This is a genomic window from Arthrobacter hankyongi, assembly GCF_022012395.1.
GTDB lineage: Bacteria > Actinomycetota > Actinomycetes > Actinomycetales > Micrococcaceae > Crystallibacter > Crystallibacter hankyongi.
Genome location: NZ_JAKLTQ010000012.1, coordinates 117,064 through 136,487 on the forward strand (window position 1 = coordinate 117,064; position 19,424 = coordinate 136,487).

The following is a 19,424-nucleotide window of genomic DNA, read 5'->3' on the forward strand; positions in this document are numbered from 1 at the left end:
CCGGGGTTTCAGGCTTCGCCGCGGCGGAGCAGCCGTCCGGCCGGCTGCCGCCCGTCGATTTCGCGGCCGCGCACGAAGGTGCGGCGGACGACACCGGCCAGCGCCTTGCCTTGGTACGGGGTGACCGGATTCTTGTGGTGCAGCTTGTACGCATCCACCACAAAGCCCTCGTCGGCGGCGAAGACGGAGAAGTCCGCGTCGTACCCAGGAGCCAGCCGGCCCTTGCGGGCCAGCCGGGCCAGCTCGGCCGGCCCGCGGGACATCCAGTCCACCACCTTCTCCAGGCCGATCCCCCGCCGGCGGGCCTCGGTCCAGACCAGCGGCAGGCCCAGCTGCAGCGAGGCCACCCCGCCCCAGGCCACACCGAAGTCCCCGTTTTCCAGGTCCTTCAGGTCCGGTGTGCTGGGCGAGTGGTCGGAGACGATGCACTCGATTATTCCGTCTTCCAGGCCCTTCCAGAGCAGTTCCCGGTTGGACGCCTCGCGGATCGGCGGGCAGCATTTGAAGGCCGTGGCGCCGTCGGGAATGTCCTCGGCCTGCAGGGTCAGGTAGTGCGGGCAGGTCTCCACCGTCAGCCGGACGCCGTCACGCTTGGCAACGGCGATCATCGGCAGCGCATCCGAGGAGGACAGGTGCAGGATGTGGGCCCGGGCACCGGTCCGGCGGGCCCGCTCGATCACTTCGGCGATGGCCAGGTTCTCCGCCCCGCGCGGGCGCGAGGCCAGGAAGCGGGCGTACCGGTCCCCCTCGGCGTGCGGTGCGTCGTCGATAGCGCGGGCGTCCTCGGCGTGGACGATCATGAGCGAGTCGAAGGTCTTCAGCTCGGCCAGGTCCTTTTCCATCTCGTCCGCTTCCAGCGGCGGGAATTCGTCCACCCCGGAGTGCAGCAGGAAGCACTTGAAGCCGAACACGCCCGCCTCGTGCAGCGGCCGGAGGTCCCCGAGGTTGCCGGGCACCGCCCCGCCCCAGAAGCCCACGTCCACGAACGTCTGGCCGGCGGCGGCAGCCCGCTTTTCCGCCAGCGCCGCCAGGTTGACGGTCGGCGGAATGCTGTTCAGCGGCATATCGAGAATGGTGGTCACGCCGCCGGCCGCGGCGGCCCGGGTGGCGGAGGCGAAGCCCTCCCACTCGGTCCGGCCGGGTTCGTTTACATGCACGTGCGTGTCCACCAGTCCCGGAATCAGGGTCTCCCCAGGGTCCAGTTCGATGGTGTCCTTGCCGCGCAGGCCGGCGCCCAGCGGTTCGACGGCGGCGAACCGCCCGTCGCGAATGCCAACCTCGCCGGGGCCGATGCCCGCCGCCGTCAGGATCCGCCCGCCGCGGATGACCAGGTCGAATCCGCCGCCGGCAGATGGTTCGCTCATCGATTGCCTCCGTGTTGCCCCGCTGGTTGTTGCCCTGCTGCCACTTTGCTACGCCCGGGTCCGTATTGGTCAGAGCATGATCTGGCGGTTGACGTCCTTGTAGAGCAGGTAGCGGAAGTTCCCCGGCCCGCCCGCGTAGCAGGCCTGGGGGCAGAACGCCCGCAACGCCATGTAGTCCCCGGCCTGGACTTCCACCCAGTCCCCGTTCAGGTGGTAGACGGCCTTACCCTCGAGCACGTACAGGCCGTGCTCCATGACATGGGTTTCGGCGAATGGGATGGAGGCACCGGGCTCGAAGGTCACCACGTTGATGTGCATGTCATAGGCCAGATCGTCCACCGGCAGCATGCGCGTGGTGCGCCATTTGTTGTCGGTGTCCGGCATCGGGGACGGCTCGATGTCCTGCTCGTTGCCGAAGACCGGTTTGGCGGTGTAGCCCTCGAGCGGCTCGTAGGCCTTGCGGATCCAGTGGAACCGGGCGGCGGCAGTGCCGTCGTTGCGCACCTGCCAGACGGCTCCCGCCGGGGCGTAGGCGAAGCCGCCGGGAGCCAGGATTCCGGTCTCGCCCTCGATGGAGACGGTCAGCTCGCCGTCCACGACAAAGACGAATCCTTCCACCGTCTTCTGCGCTTCGGGCCGGCCGGAACCACCGCCGGGGGCCACCTCCATCACGTACTGGGCGAAGGTGGTGGGACCGCCCGGCACCGGCCGGTTCAGGATCCAGGTCCGGGTGCCGGTCCAGTCCGGCAGCACGCTGGTCACGATGTCGCGCAGCACGCCGCGCGGAATCACGGTGTAGGCCTCGGTGACGATGGCGCGGTCGGTCAGCAGGTCCGTCTGCGGCGGCAGGCCCGCGGGGTTCGCATAGTAGGTCATGGATCAATCCTCGGGGGTGGAAGCGGCTTGAGGGTAGGCCAGGGAGTGCAGCTGCGCCGCGGAGACTTCGGCCAGCTGCGCAACCTCGGTTTCCTCCACCGCACCGCAGGCCAGGCCGCGGTGAAGGAACCGGGCCAGCGCGCGGGCGGTGGCCGGCTCGTCCAGCACGGTGCCGGCGATGCCGTGCACGTAGTTCTTCAGGCGCAGGGCTGCGGCCGCCAGTCCGTCCCGGTAGAAGGCGTAGGTGGCCAGGTAGCGGGTTGGCAGCTGGGCCGGGTGCAGGTCCCAGCCCTGGTAGATGCCCCGTTCCAGGTGCCGGCGGACCAGGCGGGCGTGCAGGGCCCAGGCCGCCGCGACGTTCGCCGTACCGCCAAGCGGCAGGATGTTGGTGGAACCGTCCGAAAGCCGTACGCCGGTTCCGGCCACCGCCACCTGCATGACGGCTTTGGCATAGTCGGCCACGGGATGCTCCATGGACTGGTAGGCCGCCGCGATGCCCAGCGAGGCGCTGTAGTCGTAGGTGCCGTAGTGCAACGAACCGACCCGGCCGTCCGCGGCGTGGATCAGCTGCGCCACCGGCACCGTGCCGTCCGCGGCCAGGATCAGCTGCGGGGTTTCCACCTGCACCTCGAAGCGCAGCCGGCCGGCGGGCAGCCCGTGCGCATTCTCCAGCTCCCCGCAGGCGTAGGCCATGGCCTGGACCTGGGCCACCGTACTGACCTTCGGCAGGGTCAGCACCAGGCCTGCGGGCAGGCCCCGGTCCCCCGCGTGCTCGAGCAGGCTGGCCAGGAACAGGTCCACGGTACGCAGCCCGCGGGCACGGGTGGACGCCTCAAAGCACTTGAAGCGGATGCCGATGAACGGCGGAGCGGTGCCGGCGGCCACCGCCTGGGCCACTGCCGCGCCGGCAGCGAGCGCGTCGGTGTCCTCCTGGTCGTTCCCCCGGTCGCCGTAGCCGTCCTCGAAGTCCAGCCGGAGGTCCTCAACCGGTTCGCTCTCCAGCTTGCGGCGGACCAGCTCTGCCAGCCGGGGCGCCCCGTCGAGGCCGAGGCTGCCGGCGAGGCGTTCCAGCCCGCCGTGCTCCTTGGCCGCAGCCAGCGCGTCGGCGCCCCAGCGGGCGGCCAGCCCGGGATCAAACCGGTCCGCCGGCACATACACGGTGTGCACGGGCTGCCGGCCGGCGTCCTCGCCGGGATAGGCCGAGGCCAGCAGCGCGTCGGTGGCCGCCAGGCCGGCGTCGATCTTCGCCACGGTTCCGGGACCGAAGACCAGCTTCGGAGCCATCAGGAGACCAGTTCGTAGGCGGGCAGCGTGAGGAACTCGACGAAGTCCTCCCCGGTGGCCAGCTCGCCGATCAGCCTGCTGGCCGGCTGGTAGTACTTCGCGAAGGCCTGCTCGTCCACTTCGCCGCGCAGCCGCCCGGTCTCCTCAGCCAGGATCCGCTCCACCAGTTCCTTGGTGACGGTGTTGCCGGTATCCGCCAGCACCACCTTGTTGCGCAGCTGCTGCCAGATCTGCGAGCGGGAAATCTCGGCGGTGGCGGCGTCCTCCATCAGGTTGTGGATGGCCACCGCCCCGTTGCCGGAGAGCCAGACGGCGGTGTAGGCCACCGCGACGTAGAGGTTCAGCCGCAGGCCGGCCTCGGTCACCGCGCCGCCGGCGGAGGAAACATCGAGCAGGTCCGCAGGGGTCACCTTGACCTCTTCGCGCAGCCGGTCCAGCTGGTTGGGCTTGTCCCCCAGCACGGCGTCGAAGACCTCGCGGCAGGTATCCACCAGGTCCGGGTGCGCCACCCAGGAACCGTCGAAGCCGTCATTGGCCTCCCGGGTCTTGTCCGCGCGGACCTTCTCGACGGCGGCGGCCGTGACCTCCGGTTCCTTCCGGTTCGGGATGAAGGCGGCCATCCCGCCCATCGCGAAGGCGCCGCGGCGGTGGCAGGTCTTGACCAGCAGTTCGGTGTAGGCGCGCATGAACGGGGCGGTCATGGACACGCTGGCGCGGTCCGGCAGCACGAAGGCCCCGCCGGCCTCGCGGAAGTACTTGATGATGCTGAACAGGTAGTCCCAACGGCCGGCGTTCAGGCCGGAGGCGTGCTCGCGCAGCTCGTAGAGGATCTCCTCCATCTGGAACGCGGCCGGGATGGTCTCGATCAGCATGGTGGCCCGGACGGTGCCCTGCTCAAGGCCCAGCTCGTTCTGGGCGAAGACGAAGATGTCGTTCCACAGCCGGGCCTCGAGGTGGCTTTCCATCTTGGGCAGATAGTAGAACGGGCCCTCGCCGGTGGCGGCGAGCTGGACGGCGTTGTGGAAGAAGTGCAGGCCGAAGTCCACCAGCGCGCCCACCGCAGGGGCGCCGTCGATGCGGATGTTCTTCTCCGGCAGGTGCCAGCCGCGCGGGCGCACCACCACGGTGGCCAGCGGGATGTCGGTGCGCAGCGTGTACTGCTTGCCTTCGGCGGAGGTGAAGGACAGCTCGCCGCGGGCGGCGCCGTAGAGGTTCAGCTGCGCATCGACGACGTTGTGCCAGGTCGGGGCGCTGGCGTCCTCGAGGTCCGCCAGCCAGACCTTGGCGCCGGAATTCAGGGCGTTGATCGCCATCTTGGCCGGCGAGGCCGGGCCGGTCATCTCCACCCGGCGGTCGCGCAGCCTGGCAGGGGCAGGCGCCACCTGCCAGTCCCCCTCGCGGATGGCCCGGGTTTCGGGCAGGAAATCCAGGCCGCCGGCGGCGGAGGCCTGCCGCCGGGCGGCAACCCGCTCGGCGAGCAGCTCATCCCGGGTGCCGGCGAACTTGTGGTGCAGCGTCTCGACGAAGTCCAGCGCCTCCGGAGTCAGGATCCGCTCCGCGCCGGCCACCGGCGATTGATTGGTGACGGTCAGGGCCATGATGTTCGTCCTCGCTTCGGGGTCAGTGGGTACGTCGGACCGCGTCGGCTGCCGGTTCGCTGGTGACAGCGAACCGCACCGGGTCTGCACCCGCAAGATGGTCGGGTATCCGGGACTGTGGGACCGCCAATGTTCCTCCTTGGGATGAACCGGGCGGCGCCAAGCCCAAATGGAGAGCTTTTTCCGTATTATGGACATTATTATTTGATGTGTGGAAAAACAACCCATTTCGAGAGAGTTTTCTCGGAGTGCGGAAATCCGTTAATCTGTGGGCTACCGCGGAGAGCAGCCCCCGCGGCATCCGTCCGGCCACCGGAAGGCCCGGCCGACGGCCCGACCCATCGAGAGCGAGATTCCATGGCAGAGAAAGCCTCCGGGGGCGTCCAGTCCGTTGAGCGGGCGTTCGAACTCCTGGAACTGTTGGCCCAGGCCGGCGGCCAACTGACCCTCAGCGAGCTCTCCTCGCTCACCACACTGCCGCTGCCGACCATCCACCGGCTGCTGCGGACGCTGGTTTCGCTCGGTCAGGTCCGCCAGTTGCCCAACCGCCGTTATTCGCTGGGACCGAGCCTCATCCGGCTCGGCGAGGTAGCCAACAAGCAGTTGGGGACGCTGGCCCGGCCGCACCTGAAGGACCTAGTGGATGCCTTAGGCGAATCGGCCAACATGGCCCTGCTCGACTTGGACATGGTGGTCTATGTCGCCCAGGTCGCCTCGCCGCACTCGATGCGGATGTTCACCGAGGTGGGCCGGCGCGCCCACACCCACGACACCGGCGTCGGCAAGGCGATCCTCGCCCAGCTGGAACCGGAGCAGGTCCGGAGCATCGTCACCGGTGCGGGTATGCCTACCCCGACGCCGAAGAGCATCGGCAATCTGGCGGACCTCGAGGCCGAACTGGGGCGCATCCGCGAGCGCGGCTACTCGATCGACGAAGAGGAACAGGAGATCGGCGTGCGCTGCTTGGCGATGGCCGTGCCCGCAGCGCCGACGCCGATGGCAATTTCCGTCTCCGGCCCGGTCTCCCGGGTGGACGCAGCCTTCGCCGAGCGGGCCGTTCCGCTGCTGCGCGAGGCCGCCCGGATCATCTCGGAGGAGCTGAACCTGGCGTCCTGACGCGCTATTGCCGCACGGCTATCGGCGGACGACGGCGCGCAGCTGCTTCAGGGCGACGGAGAGCGAGGCAATGTCGGCTTCCCCGGGGCGGTGCAGCTGCGCCAGTGTCGCCTTGATGCGTGCCACCTGCCCGGCATGCTGCCGCTCCCAGGCCAGGATGCGTTCCAGCGGGTCGGCACCGCCCCCGTTGGAGGCACCGGTTGTCTGCATGACGGCAACGGTCATGTCCGCCACGGCCGAATAGACATCATCGCGCAGGGCGGCACGCGCCAGGGATTCCCAGCGGTTCCGCCGTGGCAGGGTCGTGATCAGCATCAGCAGCTCGATGACGCCCAGCCGGTCGTAGAGGGCAAAGTAGACCGCTGCGATGCGGTGGCTCGGTTCCCGGACCTGCTCCGAGATGATGGCCAGGTCCAACAGCCCGAATCCCGCCAGGATCACGGGCGTGCGCCGGGCCAGATCCGCGGGTATGCCGGCCAGGTGATCGGCCAGGCGGGCGTGCAGACGTTCCAGGTCCGCGCCGCTCAGGTAGCGGGACAGGTCCTCCCGCAGCGGGTCGATCCGGGGCTTGAACCGCTCGATGGCTTCGGCGATTGGCTGGTCCTGCCCGTGGCGGGTGACGTACCAGCGGGTTCCCCGGTCCAGCAACCGCCGCATTTCGGCGGCCATGGCGCAGCGGTTCTGTGCAGGACAACCAGGCGGCAGCGCCGCCAGCTCGGCCATGGTCGAGTCAAGGTCGAAGACTTCCCGCAGCACAACGAAGGCCCGTGCCACGTCCGCCGGGGACGCTTCGGTTTCCTCCATCGCCCGGAAGGCAAAGGTGATCCCGCCCAGGTTGATCATGTCGTTCGCCACCACGGTGCTGATAATCTCCCGGCGCAGCGGATGGGTATCCGACTCTGCCCCGAACCGTTCGGGCAGTCGGGCGGGAAAGTAGCTGCGCAGGGTCTGTCCGAACCAGGGATCATCGGCCAGATCGCTGGCGTTGAGCGCCGCAGCCAGTTCGGTTTTGGCGTAGGCACACAGGACAGCGAGCTCCGGGCCGGTGAGGCCGCGGCCCGCCGCCAGCCGGGCATGCAGTTCCGCGGTGCCGGGCAGTGCTTCCAGCCCGCGGTCGAGGCCTGTCTCCGTCTCCAGCCAGTCCATCAAGCGTTCGAAACCCGGGCTCCATTGCACAACCTGGTAGCGGTCGTTCATCAGCAGGACGTTCTGGGCCGCGTTCGTCCGCAGCACCAGCCCCGCTACCTCGTCTGTGAGCGAGTGCAGGAAATCCGCGCGTTCGCCGGCGTCCATCCGTCCAGCCGCGATCATGTTGTCGATGAGGATCTTGATATTGACCTCGTGGTCCGAGCAGTCCACCCCGGCGGAATTGTCAATGGCGTCGGTGTTCACCAGTATGCCGCCCAGGGCGGCCTCGATCCGGCCCCGCTGCGTGAGGCCCAGATTGCCGCCCTCGACAATGACCTTGGCCCGCAGTTCATTGCCGTTGACCCGGATCGTGTCATTGGCCTTGTCCCCCACCTCCGCCTGGGATTCGGACGAGGCCTTAACGTACGTGCCGATACCGCCGTTGTAGAGCAGGTCCACCGGCGCCCTCAGGATGGCTTGGAGCAGCTCCTGGGGCGCCAGCTCCATGGTGCCCTCCCCCAGGCCCAGGGCATGGCGGACCTGTTCGGTGATCCGGATGGACTTGGCCTGGCGCGGATAGACACCGCCGCCGTCGCTGATCAGCGAGGCGTCGTAGTCGGCCCAGGAGGACCGGGGCAGTTCGAACAGGCGCCGCCGTTCGGCGTAGGAGGCCACCGCATCCGGCTGCGGGTCCAGGAAGATGTGGCGGTGGTCGAAGGCCGCCACCAGGCGGATGTGCTCCGAGAGGAGCATGCCGTTGCCGAACACGTCGCCGCTCATGTCGCCGATGCCCGCAACGGAGAAGTCCTCGTGCTGGACGTCGATGCCCAGCTCTCCGAAATGATTTTTGACCGATTCCCAGGCGCCCCTGGCAGTGATGCCCATCTCCTTGTGGTCATAGCCAACCGATCCCCCTGAGGCGAAGGCGTCGCCGAGCCAGAAACCGTACTCCCGTCGCCGTCGTGCCGCACCACGTCCCGTGGCGGAACCAGCGCCGTCCCGGTGCCGGTGGGGACCAGGTTGTCGGTAAGATCCAGCATGCCCCGGATAAAGACCCGGTAGCTTTCAAGCCCCTCGGCCAGCCACGCGCCGCGGTCGAGGAAGGGGCTGGGCAGCCGCTTGGGAAAGAACCCGCCCTTGGCTCCGCTGGGCACGATGACGGCGTTCTTGATCGTCTGGGCCTTGACCAGGCCGAGGATCTCGGTACGGAAGTCTTCGCGGCGGTCCGACCAGCGCAGTCCGCCGCGGGCGATGGCACCGAACCGCAGATGTACCCCCTCCACCCGCGGGGAGTAGACCCATATTTCGTATTTGGGCCGGGGGAACGGGCAGCCGGCGATGGCCGATGGATTGAATTTATAGCTGAGATAGGGGCGGTGCTGGAAGAAGTTGGTGCGCAGCGTGGCCTCGATCAGGTTCATGAAAGCGCGAAGCAGCCTGTCGGCGTCGAGGGTGGGCACCTCGTCGATGGCAGCACCCAGTTCCTTCCGGGCGATCTCCATGCCTTGGACGCGGTCCGTCCCGGTGAGCCCGGGGTCGAAGCTGGTCTCGAAGAGCCCCAGGAGCGCGTGGGTCACCCGTACGTTGGCCAGCAGCGATTCGGCCATGAAGCCATAGGAATTGGTGGTGCCCAGCTGCCGCAGGTATTTGGCATAGCTGCGCAGGATGACAACACGCTGCCAGTCGATCCCTTCGGTGAGCACCAGTCCGTCGAAGCTGTCCGACTCGATGTCCCCCCGCATTGCGGCGCGGAACGCATCGGCCAGCAGGGTGCTGGTGTCGGCGGGATCGACGCCGGCGGGATATTTCAGTCCCAGGTCATAGAGGAAGAACTCCCGGCCGTCACCGCGCCGGATTTCGAAGGGCCGCTGGTCCAGGACCTCCAGGCCCAGGTTGTGGAAGAACGGCAGGACCTGGCTCAGGCTGCGGGGCTGGGCGAAATAGAGCTTGATCCGCGCGTCTTCGGCCAGGATGGTGGCGGTGCCGGCGGGGACCTGGACGGAGACCACAGGGTCATCGGCGGCGTGCCCGCCGGCCGCCTGAAGGTCGAAAGCCTCGAACCGGGAGACGTCGTCGGCAGCGTCTTCCACCTCATAGTCCACCCGGTACCTGGCCGGGAACGCATCGGACCATAGTGCGGCCAGGCGTGCGGCTTCCCCGGCCTCGAACCTGCCGCGCAGGACCTCCTCGATGCCTTCGGCCCAGGACCGGACTGCCGCGGCCAGCCGCCGTTCCAGCGCCGGGACGTCGATCTGTGGAACCTGCCCGCCGGCAGGGAGCCAGATCCGGAAGAACAGCCGGGCCAGCGCGGACTCGCTCAGCCGTGTTTCGAACTCGATGGTGTCCGTGCCGAATGTCCGGCCCAGTTCGTGCTCGACCCGCTGGCGGACTCCTGTGCTATAACGGTCCCGAGGCAGGAACACCAGCGCCGACAGGAACCGCTGATAGGTGTCCGGGCGTAGGAACAACCGGGTACGGCGGCGTTCCTGCAGATGGACGATGCCCCGGGCTATGGAGACCAGGTCCTCCACGTCGATCTGGAAGAGTTCATCCCGCGGATAGGACTCCAGGACCGCCAGCAGGGTCTCTCCGGAGTGCGATTCGGGGGGAAAGGCACAGCGCTGCAGCACCTCTTCAACCTTGTCCCGGACGATAGGCACCTCGCGCACCGGCTGGTTGTAGGCGCTGGCCGCGAACAGGCCGACAAAATGCCGTTCACCGTTGCCTTTCCCGTCCGGGCCATAGCTCTTGACCGTTATCTGGTCCAGGTACGACGGCCGCAGGACGGTGGAGCGCCAACCGGCCTTGGTCAAGGTCAGCAGCCGCGGGTCCGCAGGCTTGCGCGGCTCGGGCAAGGCAGCGCGGAGCGGAAGGATCCCCCGCGGGGACTCGCGCAGCAGGCCCAGCCCGCCCGACGGCGTGGCAGCCTGCCCATCGTAGCCCTGCCGGGCAGCGGCGTCGTCTTCGCGGTAGCCCAGGAAGGTGAAGTTGCCATTGGCCATCCAGCGCAGCAGGTCCGTAGCCTGCTGTAGATCCGGCATGCCCGCGCCGCCGGGAAGCGCCTCCAGGGAGTCGGCTACAGCAATGGCCTGGCGTTGCATGGCAGCCTTGTCGACGGTCGCCGCCCGCACGTCGGCCAGCACTCCCGACAAGCTTTCAAGGAGTTCTTCGCCCGCGGCGGCATCGCCCAGCCTGGTGATTTCCACGGCGATCCAGGACTCTTCGCACACGATTTCCCGGTCCGTGGACACAAAACGCGCAGTGGATCCCGGTGCGGGAACATGGTGGATGTCCACGATCCGGTGGGTGTCCCGGTCCCGCAGGACCGCGAACATGGGATGGACGACCAACCGGATGGCAGCATTTTGGCGCGTGAGTTCGGCGGTCACCGAGTTGACCAGGTAGGGCATGTTGTCCGTGGCGATGGCCACCACGCTGGCATCGGGTTCGGTCAGGATCCCGGTGGCAGCGTGTCCCGGGATCCGGTCTGCGGCGAGGTCGAGGTGGTGCAGCGCCCGGCGTTCCAATGTGTCGGGGCTGTAGCCCTGGAGGTCCTCGGCCGAAAAGTGCCTGTAATAGTCCGCGATGAACGTCCCGGTATCTTCCACGGTACGGTCCTTGGTCCCGACAATCCCCTCTCATTCATCATGGCTGCCACCCTCTGCGCAGTCCAGCCCCGCCTTGGCCGGCCAACCCGGTTAGCAGAAGCCCGGGATGCTCGCCCAGATAGCGGCTTCCCCGACAGCGCCCTCGGCGTGCTCCCGTTCAATGGTTGCTTCGACCAGCCCGTAGGGACGATCGGCCGCATAGAACACCTCGTTGGGGTTATCGAGCCCGAACTGAGCCAGGTCCACGGCGAAATGGTGCTTGTTGGGCAGCGACACCTTGATTTCCCCGATCTCCAGGTGCGCCTCGAGGACCTGCTTGCCCATCTGGAACATCGTCTGCAGCGCCAGCGAGTGGGTCTGCGCGAACGCATCCAGCAGGATCCCGCGCACGCTCCCGTACACTGCGTTGAAGTCGATGCTGCCCTCTGCCACGGTCGCAGGGTTGTAGCGTCAGCGGGCGGTCACATCGCTGGCGAGGATGCGGTCGGTGGTTTCCTGCAAGGTGGTGTAGCGGTCACGCGGAAACCCATGGAACTCCGAGCCGGTGGTCTTCAGCACCGTCAGATCCTGAAGCCCCGAAACGATATGGCACCGGCCGTCTTCGATCAGGAGCACGGCGGTGCGGGTTTCGGACTTGTTCCGCGAGAACGCGTGGTCGTGGTCGTTGATCCGCTCCCATGTATACTGCTCGGCGGCCCAGCGGCCCCCGCTCACCCAGTCGAAACTCCCAGTGAAGTGCTTGCCCAGGCGCAGCAGGAAGGCCTCGGGCGAGCCGACGCCGTCGCACGCCTAGGCGTACACGGTGTTTTTCTGGGTGTCGGTCTTCATAGGTTTGGTTGCCGGCCCACAGCCGCCGCGCGGTCTCCGCGGGCTGACCGACGCCAGACTGCTCGCGGCGGGACATGCCGGCTTCGGCGCTGGTGCCGGAGGCGCGTTCGCCGATGCGCGGATGGCGGCCAGGGCCGTCGATCTCCTCGACGCTCCAAGGGTGCGCAGCCCGGCCGGCGAAGGCGGCTAGCTCATCGACGCTGGAAAAAGGCCGGGCCTGGACGATCTCGTCCACCTAGCGCGGGATGTCCGCGCAGGGACGCAGGACGGCCGCGACCTCGCCGGCCGGACCTGGGCCCGAACCCGCTTCGACATCGTCCTCGCCCCCGAAGGAAGCTAACGGCCCGGGCGGGACCGGGGTAAAGGTGTTCGGCCAGCCACCTGAGCCAGCGCCGGCTACCGCACCACCCCGGCCCGGTTGCCGTAGCTGCGCAGGACCAGCGCCAGCACGATGCACAGCAGGTACCCGGCGCCGACCAGCAGCCAGCCGGAATGGAAGTTCCCGGTGCGGTCCAGCAGCAGTCCCATCAGCAGCGGCCCGGCCGCAAACCCGGTGTACATGCCCATGGAGACGATGCCGGTGGCGGCGCCGACGCGGGCGGCCGGCACCACGCGCATGACGCCGGCCATGGTCACGACGTTGGCGCCGAGCACGGTGGCGCCGTGCAGCACCACCCCGACCCACAGCAGGGCCGGGCTGCCGAACTCGCCCGCGCCCAGCAGCGCGGCGGCCCCCACGAGAGCGCCGACCCCCATCAGGGCCAGCAGCGTGGAGGCACGCACTCCGGTGGCCATCCGCCGGCCCCAGAGGATGCGCGAACTCACGCCGACCACCCCCGACACGCCCGCGGCCACGCCGCCGAGCACCAGCGCGAAGCCCAGCTCGCGGACCGCGAACAGCGGCAGGTACACGTTGGTGGCCTGCATGCCCAGGCCCGCCAGCAGGGCGTAGCCGGCAAACAGCCAGATGGAGGCCGGGAACCGCCCCTCCGACCGCCGGCCGCTGGCCGCCGGCACCGCGGTCCTGGCCGGCGCCGGATTTTCCGCCGGCAGGTGACGCAGCCCGTAGGCCAGCAGGACGACGGCGACGACGGCGCCCAGCGCCATGGCCGCCTGCCAGCCCGCCCACAGCGCCACGGCCGGGAAGACCAGACCGACGAAGAGCTGGCTGCCCTGCACGCCCGACTGCTTCACGCCGATCCAGCCGGGCCGCTTGGGCGGGGCCACGTGGTGGATGATGATCCGGTTGGTCGTGGGGTTGGAGATGGCCTGCGCGGGGCCGGCGATCAGCGCGGCGAGCAGCAGCAGCGCATAGTGCTGGCCGAGCGCGGCAACCACCAGGGCCACGGCCGTGCCGGCGAAGATCAGGATCAGCTGGGCGCGGCCGGAGATGCGGTCGCTGAGCCGGCCCAGCCAGCTGCTGCTGACCGCGGCACTGGCAAAGACGGCGGTGGCGAGCAGGCCGAACTGGCCCTGGCTGATGCCCAGGTCCGCGATCACCAGCGGACTGGTGGCACTCAGCCCGTAGTTGAGCAGCGGGCCCACGCCCATGGCTGCGGTAAGGACGAAAAGCAGCGCACCGGTGGGCTGTTGCTTCATGGGGCCGGAGCCGCCTTTCTCATTTCATTCGTGCATCCGCGACTGGCTGGCCCACGGGGCGGGGCAGGCAGGTCCGCCCCGGCCTTTAGCAGGGTACTTGCCCGCGGCCGGGGCGCCCAAAACCGGTCCTGGCCAGGACCGCCTCGATCTGGTCCTGGATCTGCTGCTGCGATCCGTTGGCATCGATGACATGGAAGGAGCCGAAGTCCGGCAGGCTGCGGTAGCCGGCGGCAAAGGCCCGCAGGGTCGCCAGGCTCTCCACGTCGTTCCCCCGGCGGCCGACCCGTGCCAGCGCCAGCCCGGGGTCCACCTCGAAGTAGAGCACCAGGTCCGGGGCGGGCACCACCTTCGCCAGTATCCGCAGCAGGCGCCCGGTGCCGCAGCCGCGGGCCCGGTTGAGCGCAAACTGGCAGTACAGGTAGCGGTCGTGGATCTCGACGCCGGACGCCGGCCGGCCCGGGAGCGTGCGCAGCAGAGCCGCCCCCCTGAGCACCGTTTCGAACCGGCTCAGGCCGCAGCCTCCCAGCAGGGCCTCGGCCGTGGTGCCGAAGGGCCGTAGAGCGATGTCCAGCGTCCTGCGTCCGCCGCCGTTCCGGCGGAACCTGGCCCGGATGCCGCAGCCGGCGAACCGGGCGGCCAGGCGGCGTGCCGCCGTCGTCTTGCCGGCCCCATCGATGCCGAGGATGGCGATGCGTAGCGGACCGGACCGGCCGGCACCTGCTGCCATAGGTGCGCCTCCAAGATCGCTACGTGATGCAGAACGTATGCCTGAGTGGCCGGATTCACCCGGATTCCGCCGGATCAGGCCGGCCGCCGACAGTAAAATTTGCTTAAGGCTACAACCAAAGCCTGCGCCTCAACCCACTGCTTCTTGATCCGGGAGATCTCCGTGTCCATTCTGCGTTCGCGCCAGCACGTCGGCCAGGACATCCTGCTGGCCCGCCACGGCAACCACATCTGCGCCACCCGCTACGACCGCCGGCGCAACTGCATCGTGGCGCGGCTGGACGACGGCACTTTCGACACGGCGCCGAACGTCATTGCCCCGGGCGTGCTGGCGCCGCGCGTCTCCGCAGTGCTGCGCGAGGACGGTCGCTTCCTGGCCGTGGCCTGCTCGGTCTATCTGGTGTTCGCCCTGCTGCTCGCCGCCGGCGCCGCCGCGGTAGCGTGGAACAGCCCGGACCTGACCGCACTGGGTGTGGCCAATACCTATATGTCCCCGTTCCAGCTCATGAGCCGCTGACCTCTCCTTCGCCCCTGGCGGGTGACCGCTCCGGCGACGTCTGCAGTGCCTCGTGCACTGCGTGGACTTCGGGCCGGAGGAAGGCCGGCAGCTTTCCCAGCGGCGCGGCTGGCCGTCCGGTTTCCGCGGCCGCTGCCAGCCCGGACAGCACCTGGTGCAGCCTGGCCGCGCCGTCCGCATCCAGTTCCACCGCGGGCCGACCTTCCCCGGCGGCTGACCCGCCGTGCAGCATGATGGTCCACGCGGCCAGCACGCGGAAGGCCAGCTGCTCGGCTGCCGCGGTGGCGGGCCAGAGTTTTTCCGCGGCGTCCCGCTGTGCCGCAGAGCCGCCGACAGCGGCGTCGTAGGCCTGTGCCAGGCGCAGAGTGCTTTGCTGGAGCCGGCCGTGCATCCGCAAGGCTTGGGCCGAGTCCAACCTGCCGCTGCCCATGGCCAGCGCCGCGGCGTCCACGGCTTTGACGGTGCCCGCCAAGGCCGCCGGGATCCGGGTCGGTGCATCCCGCGGGGTCAAGAGCCGGAAGACCAGCAAGGCCACCGCGCAGCCGAGCGCGGTGTCCTCGACCCTCGCCTGCAGCAGCCTCGACGGGTCGGGCACCGGCTGTCCCCCGCTGCCGATGGTCAGGGCTGTGGCCGTAATGAAGACGGCGGCCAGCGCATAGTTGCGCACCACCAGCATCTCGATGGTGAACTGGAGCAGCATCACCACGGCCAGCAGCCAGAATCCCTGTGGATGCCACCAGAAGATCACCGCGGTCAAGCCGATCCCGCCGAGGGTTCCGGCGAATCGTTCCAGGCTGCGCTGCAGCGTCCGCAGCCAGTCCATCCCGGTATGCAGCATCAGCACCGCCGCTGCGACCGCCCAGTAGGCCCGGTCCAGTGCCAGCGAGGAAGCGATGGCACCGGCGATCAGAGCCGCCGCGCCCACCCGCAGCGCCACCTTCACCGGCGGCGATCCCGGTTTCAGGCTCTGCCACAGCGAGGGGAAGAATCCGGGTGGCTCCAGTATCGGCCAGCTGCCATGCGGTACAGCCGGCGGGGGCGGATGGGCAGCCTGCCCGGCGATGTGCCGGACCGTCCGGATGTATTCCGGCGGGACGCCGCCGGCGCGGCCGGAATACTGCGCCGCGGCCGCCGCCAGCAGGTGCAGTCTGCGGTTGAGCCCGCGCAGCCGGCGCAGCGTGCTGTCCGCGCGGGACTTCAGCGGCTGCTGCTGGACCAGCACCTGCCAGGAACGCTGCAGCGCTGCGGCGGCACGCCGGTGGGCCGGCCGTTCCCGTTCGGTGTCCAGCACTTCCAAATAGGCAGCCACGGCGTTGGCGGCGGCAGCAACCGCCGATTTTTCCGGGCCGCGGAGGCTGAACAGCGCACCGGCCATGTGGACCAGCCACGCGAAGACCCCGCCGGCCAGCACCACCACGCCGGCGCTGAACGGCGTCAGCTGCGCCGCCGGCAGCGCAGTCCCGGCGGCGCACGCCACCACGAACATGTAGGCTCCGGGCGGTTCCACCTGCCGGGCGCTGCACAGGAAGGTGGCAGCCATGGCCAGCAGGGTCAGGCAGCCCACCACGGTGATGGCCCGGCCGGAAGCCCAGATGCCAATGCTCACCGACAGGGCGAAGGACACGGCGATCAGGGCCAGGTGTCCGGCACGGTTCAGGTACGGACGGCCGCTGCCGTAGAGCGCGGTGAAGGCCCCCAGCGTGGCCATCAGCCCGGTCGGCAGCGACCCCAGGAGCAGGCCGGCCAGGATCGGCGCACCCATGCAGAACGCCGCCCGCAGCGCGAACGGCAGCCGGCCCGAGGCGGGCTTGACGCTGAACAGTACCCGCAGCCCGTGTGGCGGTGGCTGCGGAGGCGGGGGAACCCGGTGTCGGTGGGACGGCTGGCTGGCAATGCACCGATCATGGCACGGGTCCCGGCGCCTGCCTACCCCGCTGCCGGCCCGGTGCGGCCGGTTCCGTTGACCCTGCCGGCCAAGGCGAGCGCCGAGGGTCCCGGCGCGAGCATGCGATCGGAGGGAAGGCGCGAAGTGCTACCGTGGCGGCATGAAGATCTCGGTCCTCGGCACGGGCAACGTCGGCCGCTTCCTGGCCGCGAAAATCGCCCACGCCGGGCACGCCGTCGTCGTCGGCACCCGGGATCCCGGACGGACGCTGGCGCGCGCGGACACCTCCCCCACCGGCGCCCCGCCGCTGGCCGACTGGCACGCCGGGCACCGGAACATTCCGCTGGTGACGCTGGCCGAGGCCGGCGGCCACGGGGAACTGATTGTCAATGCCACCGCCGGTGCCGGATCGCTGGCCGCGCTGCACGCCGCCGGGCCGCACGACGGCAAGATCATCATGGACGTGGCCAACCCGCTGGATTTCTCCGCCGGCTTCCCGCCCTCGCTCTCGGTCTGCAACACCGACAGCCTAGCCGAGCAGATCCAGCGCGAATTTCCCGCCGCGCGGGTGGTCAAGACGCTGAACACCATGAACCATGTGCTCATGACCGATCCCGGCCGGCTGCCCGGTCCCCACAATGTCTTCGTCGCCGGCGAGGATGCGGCCGCCAAGGCCACGGTGTCCGGCCTGCTGCAGCAGTTCGGCTGGCCGGAGCAGGACATCCTGGACCTGGGCGGCATTGCCTCGGCCCGGGGCATGGAGATGTACCTGCCGCTGTGGCTGGACCTGATGCGCTCGCTGGGCAGCTGGGACTTCAATATCCGGATTGTCAGGCCGGAGCCGTAGGATCCGCCCTTAGCACTCCACGACGTTGACGGCCAGGCCGCCGCGGGCCGTTTCCTTGTATTTGTCGCTCATGTCCTTGCCGGTCTCGCGCATGGTCACGATGACCTCGTCCAGCGACACCCGGTGCGTGCCGTCGCCCATCATGGCCATCTTCGCGGCATTGACGGCCTTGGCCGCTCCGATGGCATTGCGCTCGATGCAGGGGATCTGGACCAGCCCGCCGATCGGATCGCAGGTCAGCCCGAGGTTGTGCTCCATCGCGATCTCCGCGGCGTTTTCGACCTGCTCCGGAGTGCCGCCGAGGATTTCGGCCAGGCCCGCGGCGGCCATCGAGGACGCCGAGCCGACCTCGCCCTGGCAGCCCACTTCGGCACCGGAGATGGACGCCTGCTCCTTGTACAGCACGCCCACGGCGCCGGCGGCCAGCAGGAACCTGACAATGGCGTCTTCCTTCCGCTCCCGGGCCGGGTGCTCCATGCCCGGTGCGTAATGGGTGGCGTAGAACAGCACCGCCGGAATGATGCCCGCGGCACCGTTGGTGGGCGCGGTGACCACCCGGCCGCCGGAGGCGTTCTCCTCGTTCACCGCCAGGGCGACCAGGTTGACCCATTCCTGCCAGTACCTGGGGTCCCGGTCCGGGTCCTGTGCCGTGAGCCGTTCGTGCCAGCCGGCGGCACGACGGCGGACCTTCAGTCCGCCGGGCAGCTCGCCGGTGCGCTGCAGGCTCGAATCCTTGCACTGCTCCATCACGTCCCAGATGTGCAGCAGGCCGGCCCGGATTTCATCCTCGCTGCGCAGCACGCGTTCGTTGGCCAGCATGACGCCGCTGATCCCCAGTCCGGTGGCCCGGCAGTGGCCGAGTAGTTCGGCCGCGGTGCGGAACGGGTACGGCTGTTCGGCCAGGGTGGATTCGAGCCGGTCCCGGACGGCTTCCTCGGCGCCTTCGCGGATGATGAAGCCGCCGCCCACGGAGAAGTAGACCTCCTCGGCCAGGACCTCGCCGGCAGCGCCGAGGGCGGCGAATTTCATCCCGTTGGTGTGCCTGGGCAGCACCGTCAGCGGGTGCAGCACCATATCCGCCACGCCGTAGGCCAGCGGCCGGGCCGGGCCGAGCCCGGCGGCCAGCCGCAGGGTGCCGGTTTCCTCGATCCGGGCCAGTGCCTCGTCCACCTGGGCGGGCAGGATGGTCTCCGGTTCAAAGCCCTCCAATCCCAGCAGCACCGCGGTGAACGTACCGTGGCCGTGCCCGGTGGCCGCCAGGGAACCGTACAGGTCCACCTGCAGGCCGTCCACGCTCTGGAGCACGCCCGTCCTGGCCAGCCGGGCGGCGAAGTGGTGGGCGGCGCGCATCGGCCCGACCGTGTGGGAGCTGGAGGGTCCGATGCCGACCGAGAACAGGTCAAAGACGCTGATAGCCATGGGGTGTAATGCCTCGCTGTGGAAGGGTTCCCGGAACGGGAGTGAGCGGTGTCACATAAAGGGGCGGATGCAGCACGGGCCCGGAACCGTACGGTCCCGGGCCCGTGGAACGTCGGGCGCGGGCTAGGCGCGGACGCGGTGGCTCATGCGAGCTCGCCGCCGTTCTTCGAGGCGTATTCCTCGGCGGAGAGCAGCGGGCCTTCCTCGGTGACGTTGACCGTGAACAGCCAGCCCTCGCCGTACGGATCGGAGTTCAGCAGGCTCGGATCGTCGATCGCGGCCTGGTTGACCTCCGCTACTTCCCCGGTCACGGGCGCGTAGATATCCGAGACGGACTTGGTGGATTCCACCTCGCCGCAGCTTTCGCCGGCGGTCACGCTGGAGCCGGCCTCGGGCAGGTCCACGTAGACGACGTCGCCGAGGGCGTCGGCGGCCACCTGGGAGATACCGACCTTGACGGGGCCGGAGCCGTCAACCCACTCATGTTCCTCGGAGTAGCGCAGACCGGACAGAACCTTGCTCATAGTTAAGCCTTTCGGAAGGGTGAATGAAAAACAGTCGGGAAACCGCCGCGCGGGCCCGGCGGCCGGGGGCCGGCCACCGGGCCCCGCAACCTATTCTCCGCGGCG

The 19,424-nt window shown here is 69.2% G+C and carries 12 protein-coding genes and 3 pseudogenes; 3 read left to right on the forward strand and 12 right to left on the reverse strand.

All coding sequences use genetic code 11. The annotated features are described in order from the left end of the window. Nucleotides 1–8: 8 nt before the first annotated feature. The 4 genes from allB to aceB all read right to left on the reverse strand — a co-directional run bounded on the left by allB (nucleotide 9) and on the right by aceB (nucleotide 5,122). On the reverse strand, nucleotides 9–1,364 hold the full coding sequence (gene allB / locus LVY72_RS15550; RefSeq protein WP_237822487.1) for an allantoinase AllB: 1,356 nt from the start codon (nucleotides 1,362–1,364) through the stop codon (nucleotides 9–11). A 69-nt stretch (nucleotides 1,365–1,433) separates the two neighbouring features. Further along, nucleotides 1,434–2,240, reverse strand: a complete 807-nt coding sequence (locus LVY72_RS15555; RefSeq protein ID WP_237822489.1) for a bifunctional allantoicase/(S)-ureidoglycine aminohydrolase — start codon at nucleotides 2,238–2,240, stop codon at nucleotides 1,434–1,436. Nucleotides 2,241–2,243: 3 nt separating this feature from the next. After that, on the reverse strand, nucleotides 2,244–3,524 hold the full coding sequence (locus LVY72_RS15560; RefSeq protein WP_237822491.1) for a DUF6986 family protein: 1,281 nt from the start codon (nucleotides 3,522–3,524) through the stop codon (nucleotides 2,244–2,246). Further along, nucleotides 3,524–5,122 (reverse strand): malate synthase A, encoded by a 1,599-nt coding sequence (aceB, locus tag LVY72_RS15565; RefSeq protein WP_237822493.1) that lies wholly within the window; start codon nucleotides 5,120–5,122, stop codon nucleotides 3,524–3,526. The genes LVY72_RS15560 and aceB overlap by 1 nt, the downstream gene beginning before the upstream one ends. Before the next feature lie 357 nt (nucleotides 5,123–5,479). Here aceB and LVY72_RS15570 point away from each other — a divergent pair, with 357 nt between their 5' ends. Beyond that, complete coding sequence (locus tag LVY72_RS15570; protein WP_237822495.1) at nucleotides 5,480–6,238, forward strand: IclR family transcriptional regulator; 759 nt, start codon at nucleotides 5,480–5,482, stop codon at nucleotides 6,236–6,238. An 18-nt stretch (nucleotides 6,239–6,256) separates the two neighbouring features. Here the strand turns inward: LVY72_RS15570 and LVY72_RS15575 are convergent. From LVY72_RS15575 to LVY72_RS15590, 5 genes and pseudogenes are all read right to left on the reverse strand, one after another. Continuing rightward, nucleotides 6,257–10,974 (reverse strand): annotated as a pseudogene (locus LVY72_RS15575) (NAD-glutamate dehydrogenase). A gap of 90 nt (nucleotides 10,975–11,064) precedes the next feature. Beyond that, a pseudogene (gene pucL, locus LVY72_RS15580) lies at nucleotides 11,065–11,796 on the reverse strand (factor-independent urate hydroxylase); the annotation flags it as partial. Nucleotides 11,797–11,848: 52 nt separating this feature from the next. Then, a pseudogene (locus tag LVY72_RS24935) lies at nucleotides 11,849–12,037 on the reverse strand (2-oxo-4-hydroxy-4-carboxy-5-ureidoimidazoline decarboxylase); the annotation flags it as partial. 161 nt (nucleotides 12,038–12,198) lie between these two features. Then, nucleotides 12,199–13,401 carry an MFS transporter gene (locus tag LVY72_RS15585; RefSeq protein WP_237822497.1) on the reverse strand — a complete coding sequence of 401 codons (1,203 nt, stop codon included), beginning with the start codon at nucleotides 13,399–13,401 and terminating at the stop codon, nucleotides 12,199–12,201. A gap of 85 nt (nucleotides 13,402–13,486) precedes the next feature. Then, nucleotides 13,487–14,128, reverse strand: coding sequence for a nucleoside/nucleotide kinase family protein (locus tag LVY72_RS15590; RefSeq protein WP_237822500.1), 642 nt, complete (start codon nucleotides 14,126–14,128; stop codon nucleotides 13,487–13,489). A gap of 162 nt (nucleotides 14,129–14,290) precedes the next feature. Between LVY72_RS15590 and LVY72_RS15595 the strand changes: the two genes are divergently transcribed. Continuing rightward, nucleotides 14,291–14,644 carry a hypothetical protein gene (locus tag LVY72_RS15595; RefSeq protein ID WP_237822501.1) on the forward strand — a complete coding sequence of 118 codons (354 nt, stop codon included), beginning with the start codon at nucleotides 14,291–14,293 and terminating at the stop codon, nucleotides 14,642–14,644. On the opposite strand, the gene LVY72_RS15600 is transcribed toward LVY72_RS15595, so the two are convergent. Further along, on the reverse strand, nucleotides 14,631–16,406 hold the full coding sequence (locus LVY72_RS15600; RefSeq protein WP_237822503.1) for an FUSC family protein: 1,776 nt from the start codon (nucleotides 16,404–16,406) through the stop codon (nucleotides 14,631–14,633). The two genes, LVY72_RS15595 and LVY72_RS15600, sit on opposite strands and share 14 nt — an antisense overlap. A gap of 283 nt (nucleotides 16,407–16,689) precedes the next feature. Here LVY72_RS15600 and LVY72_RS15605 point away from each other — a divergent pair, with 283 nt between their 5' ends. After that, the gene (locus tag LVY72_RS15605; RefSeq protein WP_237822505.1) at nucleotides 16,690–17,376 is read left to right on the forward strand and encodes an NADPH-dependent F420 reductase; all 687 of its coding nucleotides are present in this window, start codon (nucleotides 16,690–16,692) and stop codon (nucleotides 17,374–17,376) included. Nucleotides 17,377–17,385: 9 nt separating this feature from the next. On the opposite strand, the gene LVY72_RS15610 is transcribed toward LVY72_RS15605, so the two are convergent. Both LVY72_RS15610 and gcvH read right to left on the reverse strand, forming a co-directional pair. Beyond that, nucleotides 17,386–18,795, reverse strand: a complete 1,410-nt coding sequence (locus LVY72_RS15610) for an L-serine ammonia-lyase (protein ID WP_237822507.1) — start codon at nucleotides 18,793–18,795, stop codon at nucleotides 17,386–17,388. A 143-nt stretch (nucleotides 18,796–18,938) separates the two neighbouring features. Next, complete coding sequence (gcvH, locus tag LVY72_RS15615) at nucleotides 18,939–19,319, reverse strand: glycine cleavage system protein GcvH (RefSeq protein WP_237822509.1); 381 nt, start codon at nucleotides 19,317–19,319, stop codon at nucleotides 18,939–18,941. Nucleotides 19,320–19,424: the final 105 nt, after the last annotated feature.

Excerpts from the sequence above, each read along its gene's own strand:
- allB (WP_237822487.1), bottom strand. The coding sequence starts at position 1,364 with ATGAGCGAACCATCTGCCGGCGGCGGATTCGACCTGGTCATCCGCGGC.
- LVY72_RS15555 (WP_237822489.1), bottom strand. The coding sequence starts at position 2,240 with ATGACCTACTATGCGAACCCCGCGGGCCTGCCGCCGCAGACGGACCTG.
- LVY72_RS15560 (WP_237822491.1), bottom strand. The coding sequence starts at position 3,524 with ATGGCTCCGAAGCTGGTCTTCGGTCCCGGAACCGTGGCGAAGATCGAC.
- aceB (WP_237822493.1), bottom strand. The coding sequence starts at position 5,122 with ATGGCCCTGACCGTCACCAATCAATCGCCGGTGGCCGGCGCGGAGCGG.
- LVY72_RS15570 (WP_237822495.1), top strand. The coding sequence starts at position 5,480 with ATGGCAGAGAAAGCCTCCGGGGGCGTCCAGTCCGTTGAGCGGGCGTTC.
- LVY72_RS15585 (WP_237822497.1), bottom strand. The coding sequence starts at position 13,401 with ATGAAGCAACAGCCCACCGGTGCGCTGCTTTTCGTCCTTACCGCAGCC.
- LVY72_RS15590 (WP_237822500.1), bottom strand. The coding sequence starts at position 14,128 with ATGGCAGCAGGTGCCGGCCGGTCCGGTCCGCTACGCATCGCCATCCTC.
- LVY72_RS15600 (WP_237822503.1), bottom strand. The coding sequence starts at position 16,406 with ATGGGTGCGCCGATCCTGGCCGGCCTGCTCCTGGGGTCGCTGCCGACC.
- LVY72_RS15605 (WP_237822505.1), top strand. The coding sequence starts at position 16,690 with ATGAAGATCTCGGTCCTCGGCACGGGCAACGTCGGCCGCTTCCTGGCC.
- LVY72_RS15610 (WP_237822507.1), bottom strand. The coding sequence starts at position 18,795 with ATGGCTATCAGCGTCTTTGACCTGTTCTCGGTCGGCATCGGACCCTCC.
- gcvH (WP_237822509.1), bottom strand. The coding sequence starts at position 19,319 with ATGAGCAAGGTTCTGTCCGGTCTGCGCTACTCCGAGGAACATGAGTGG.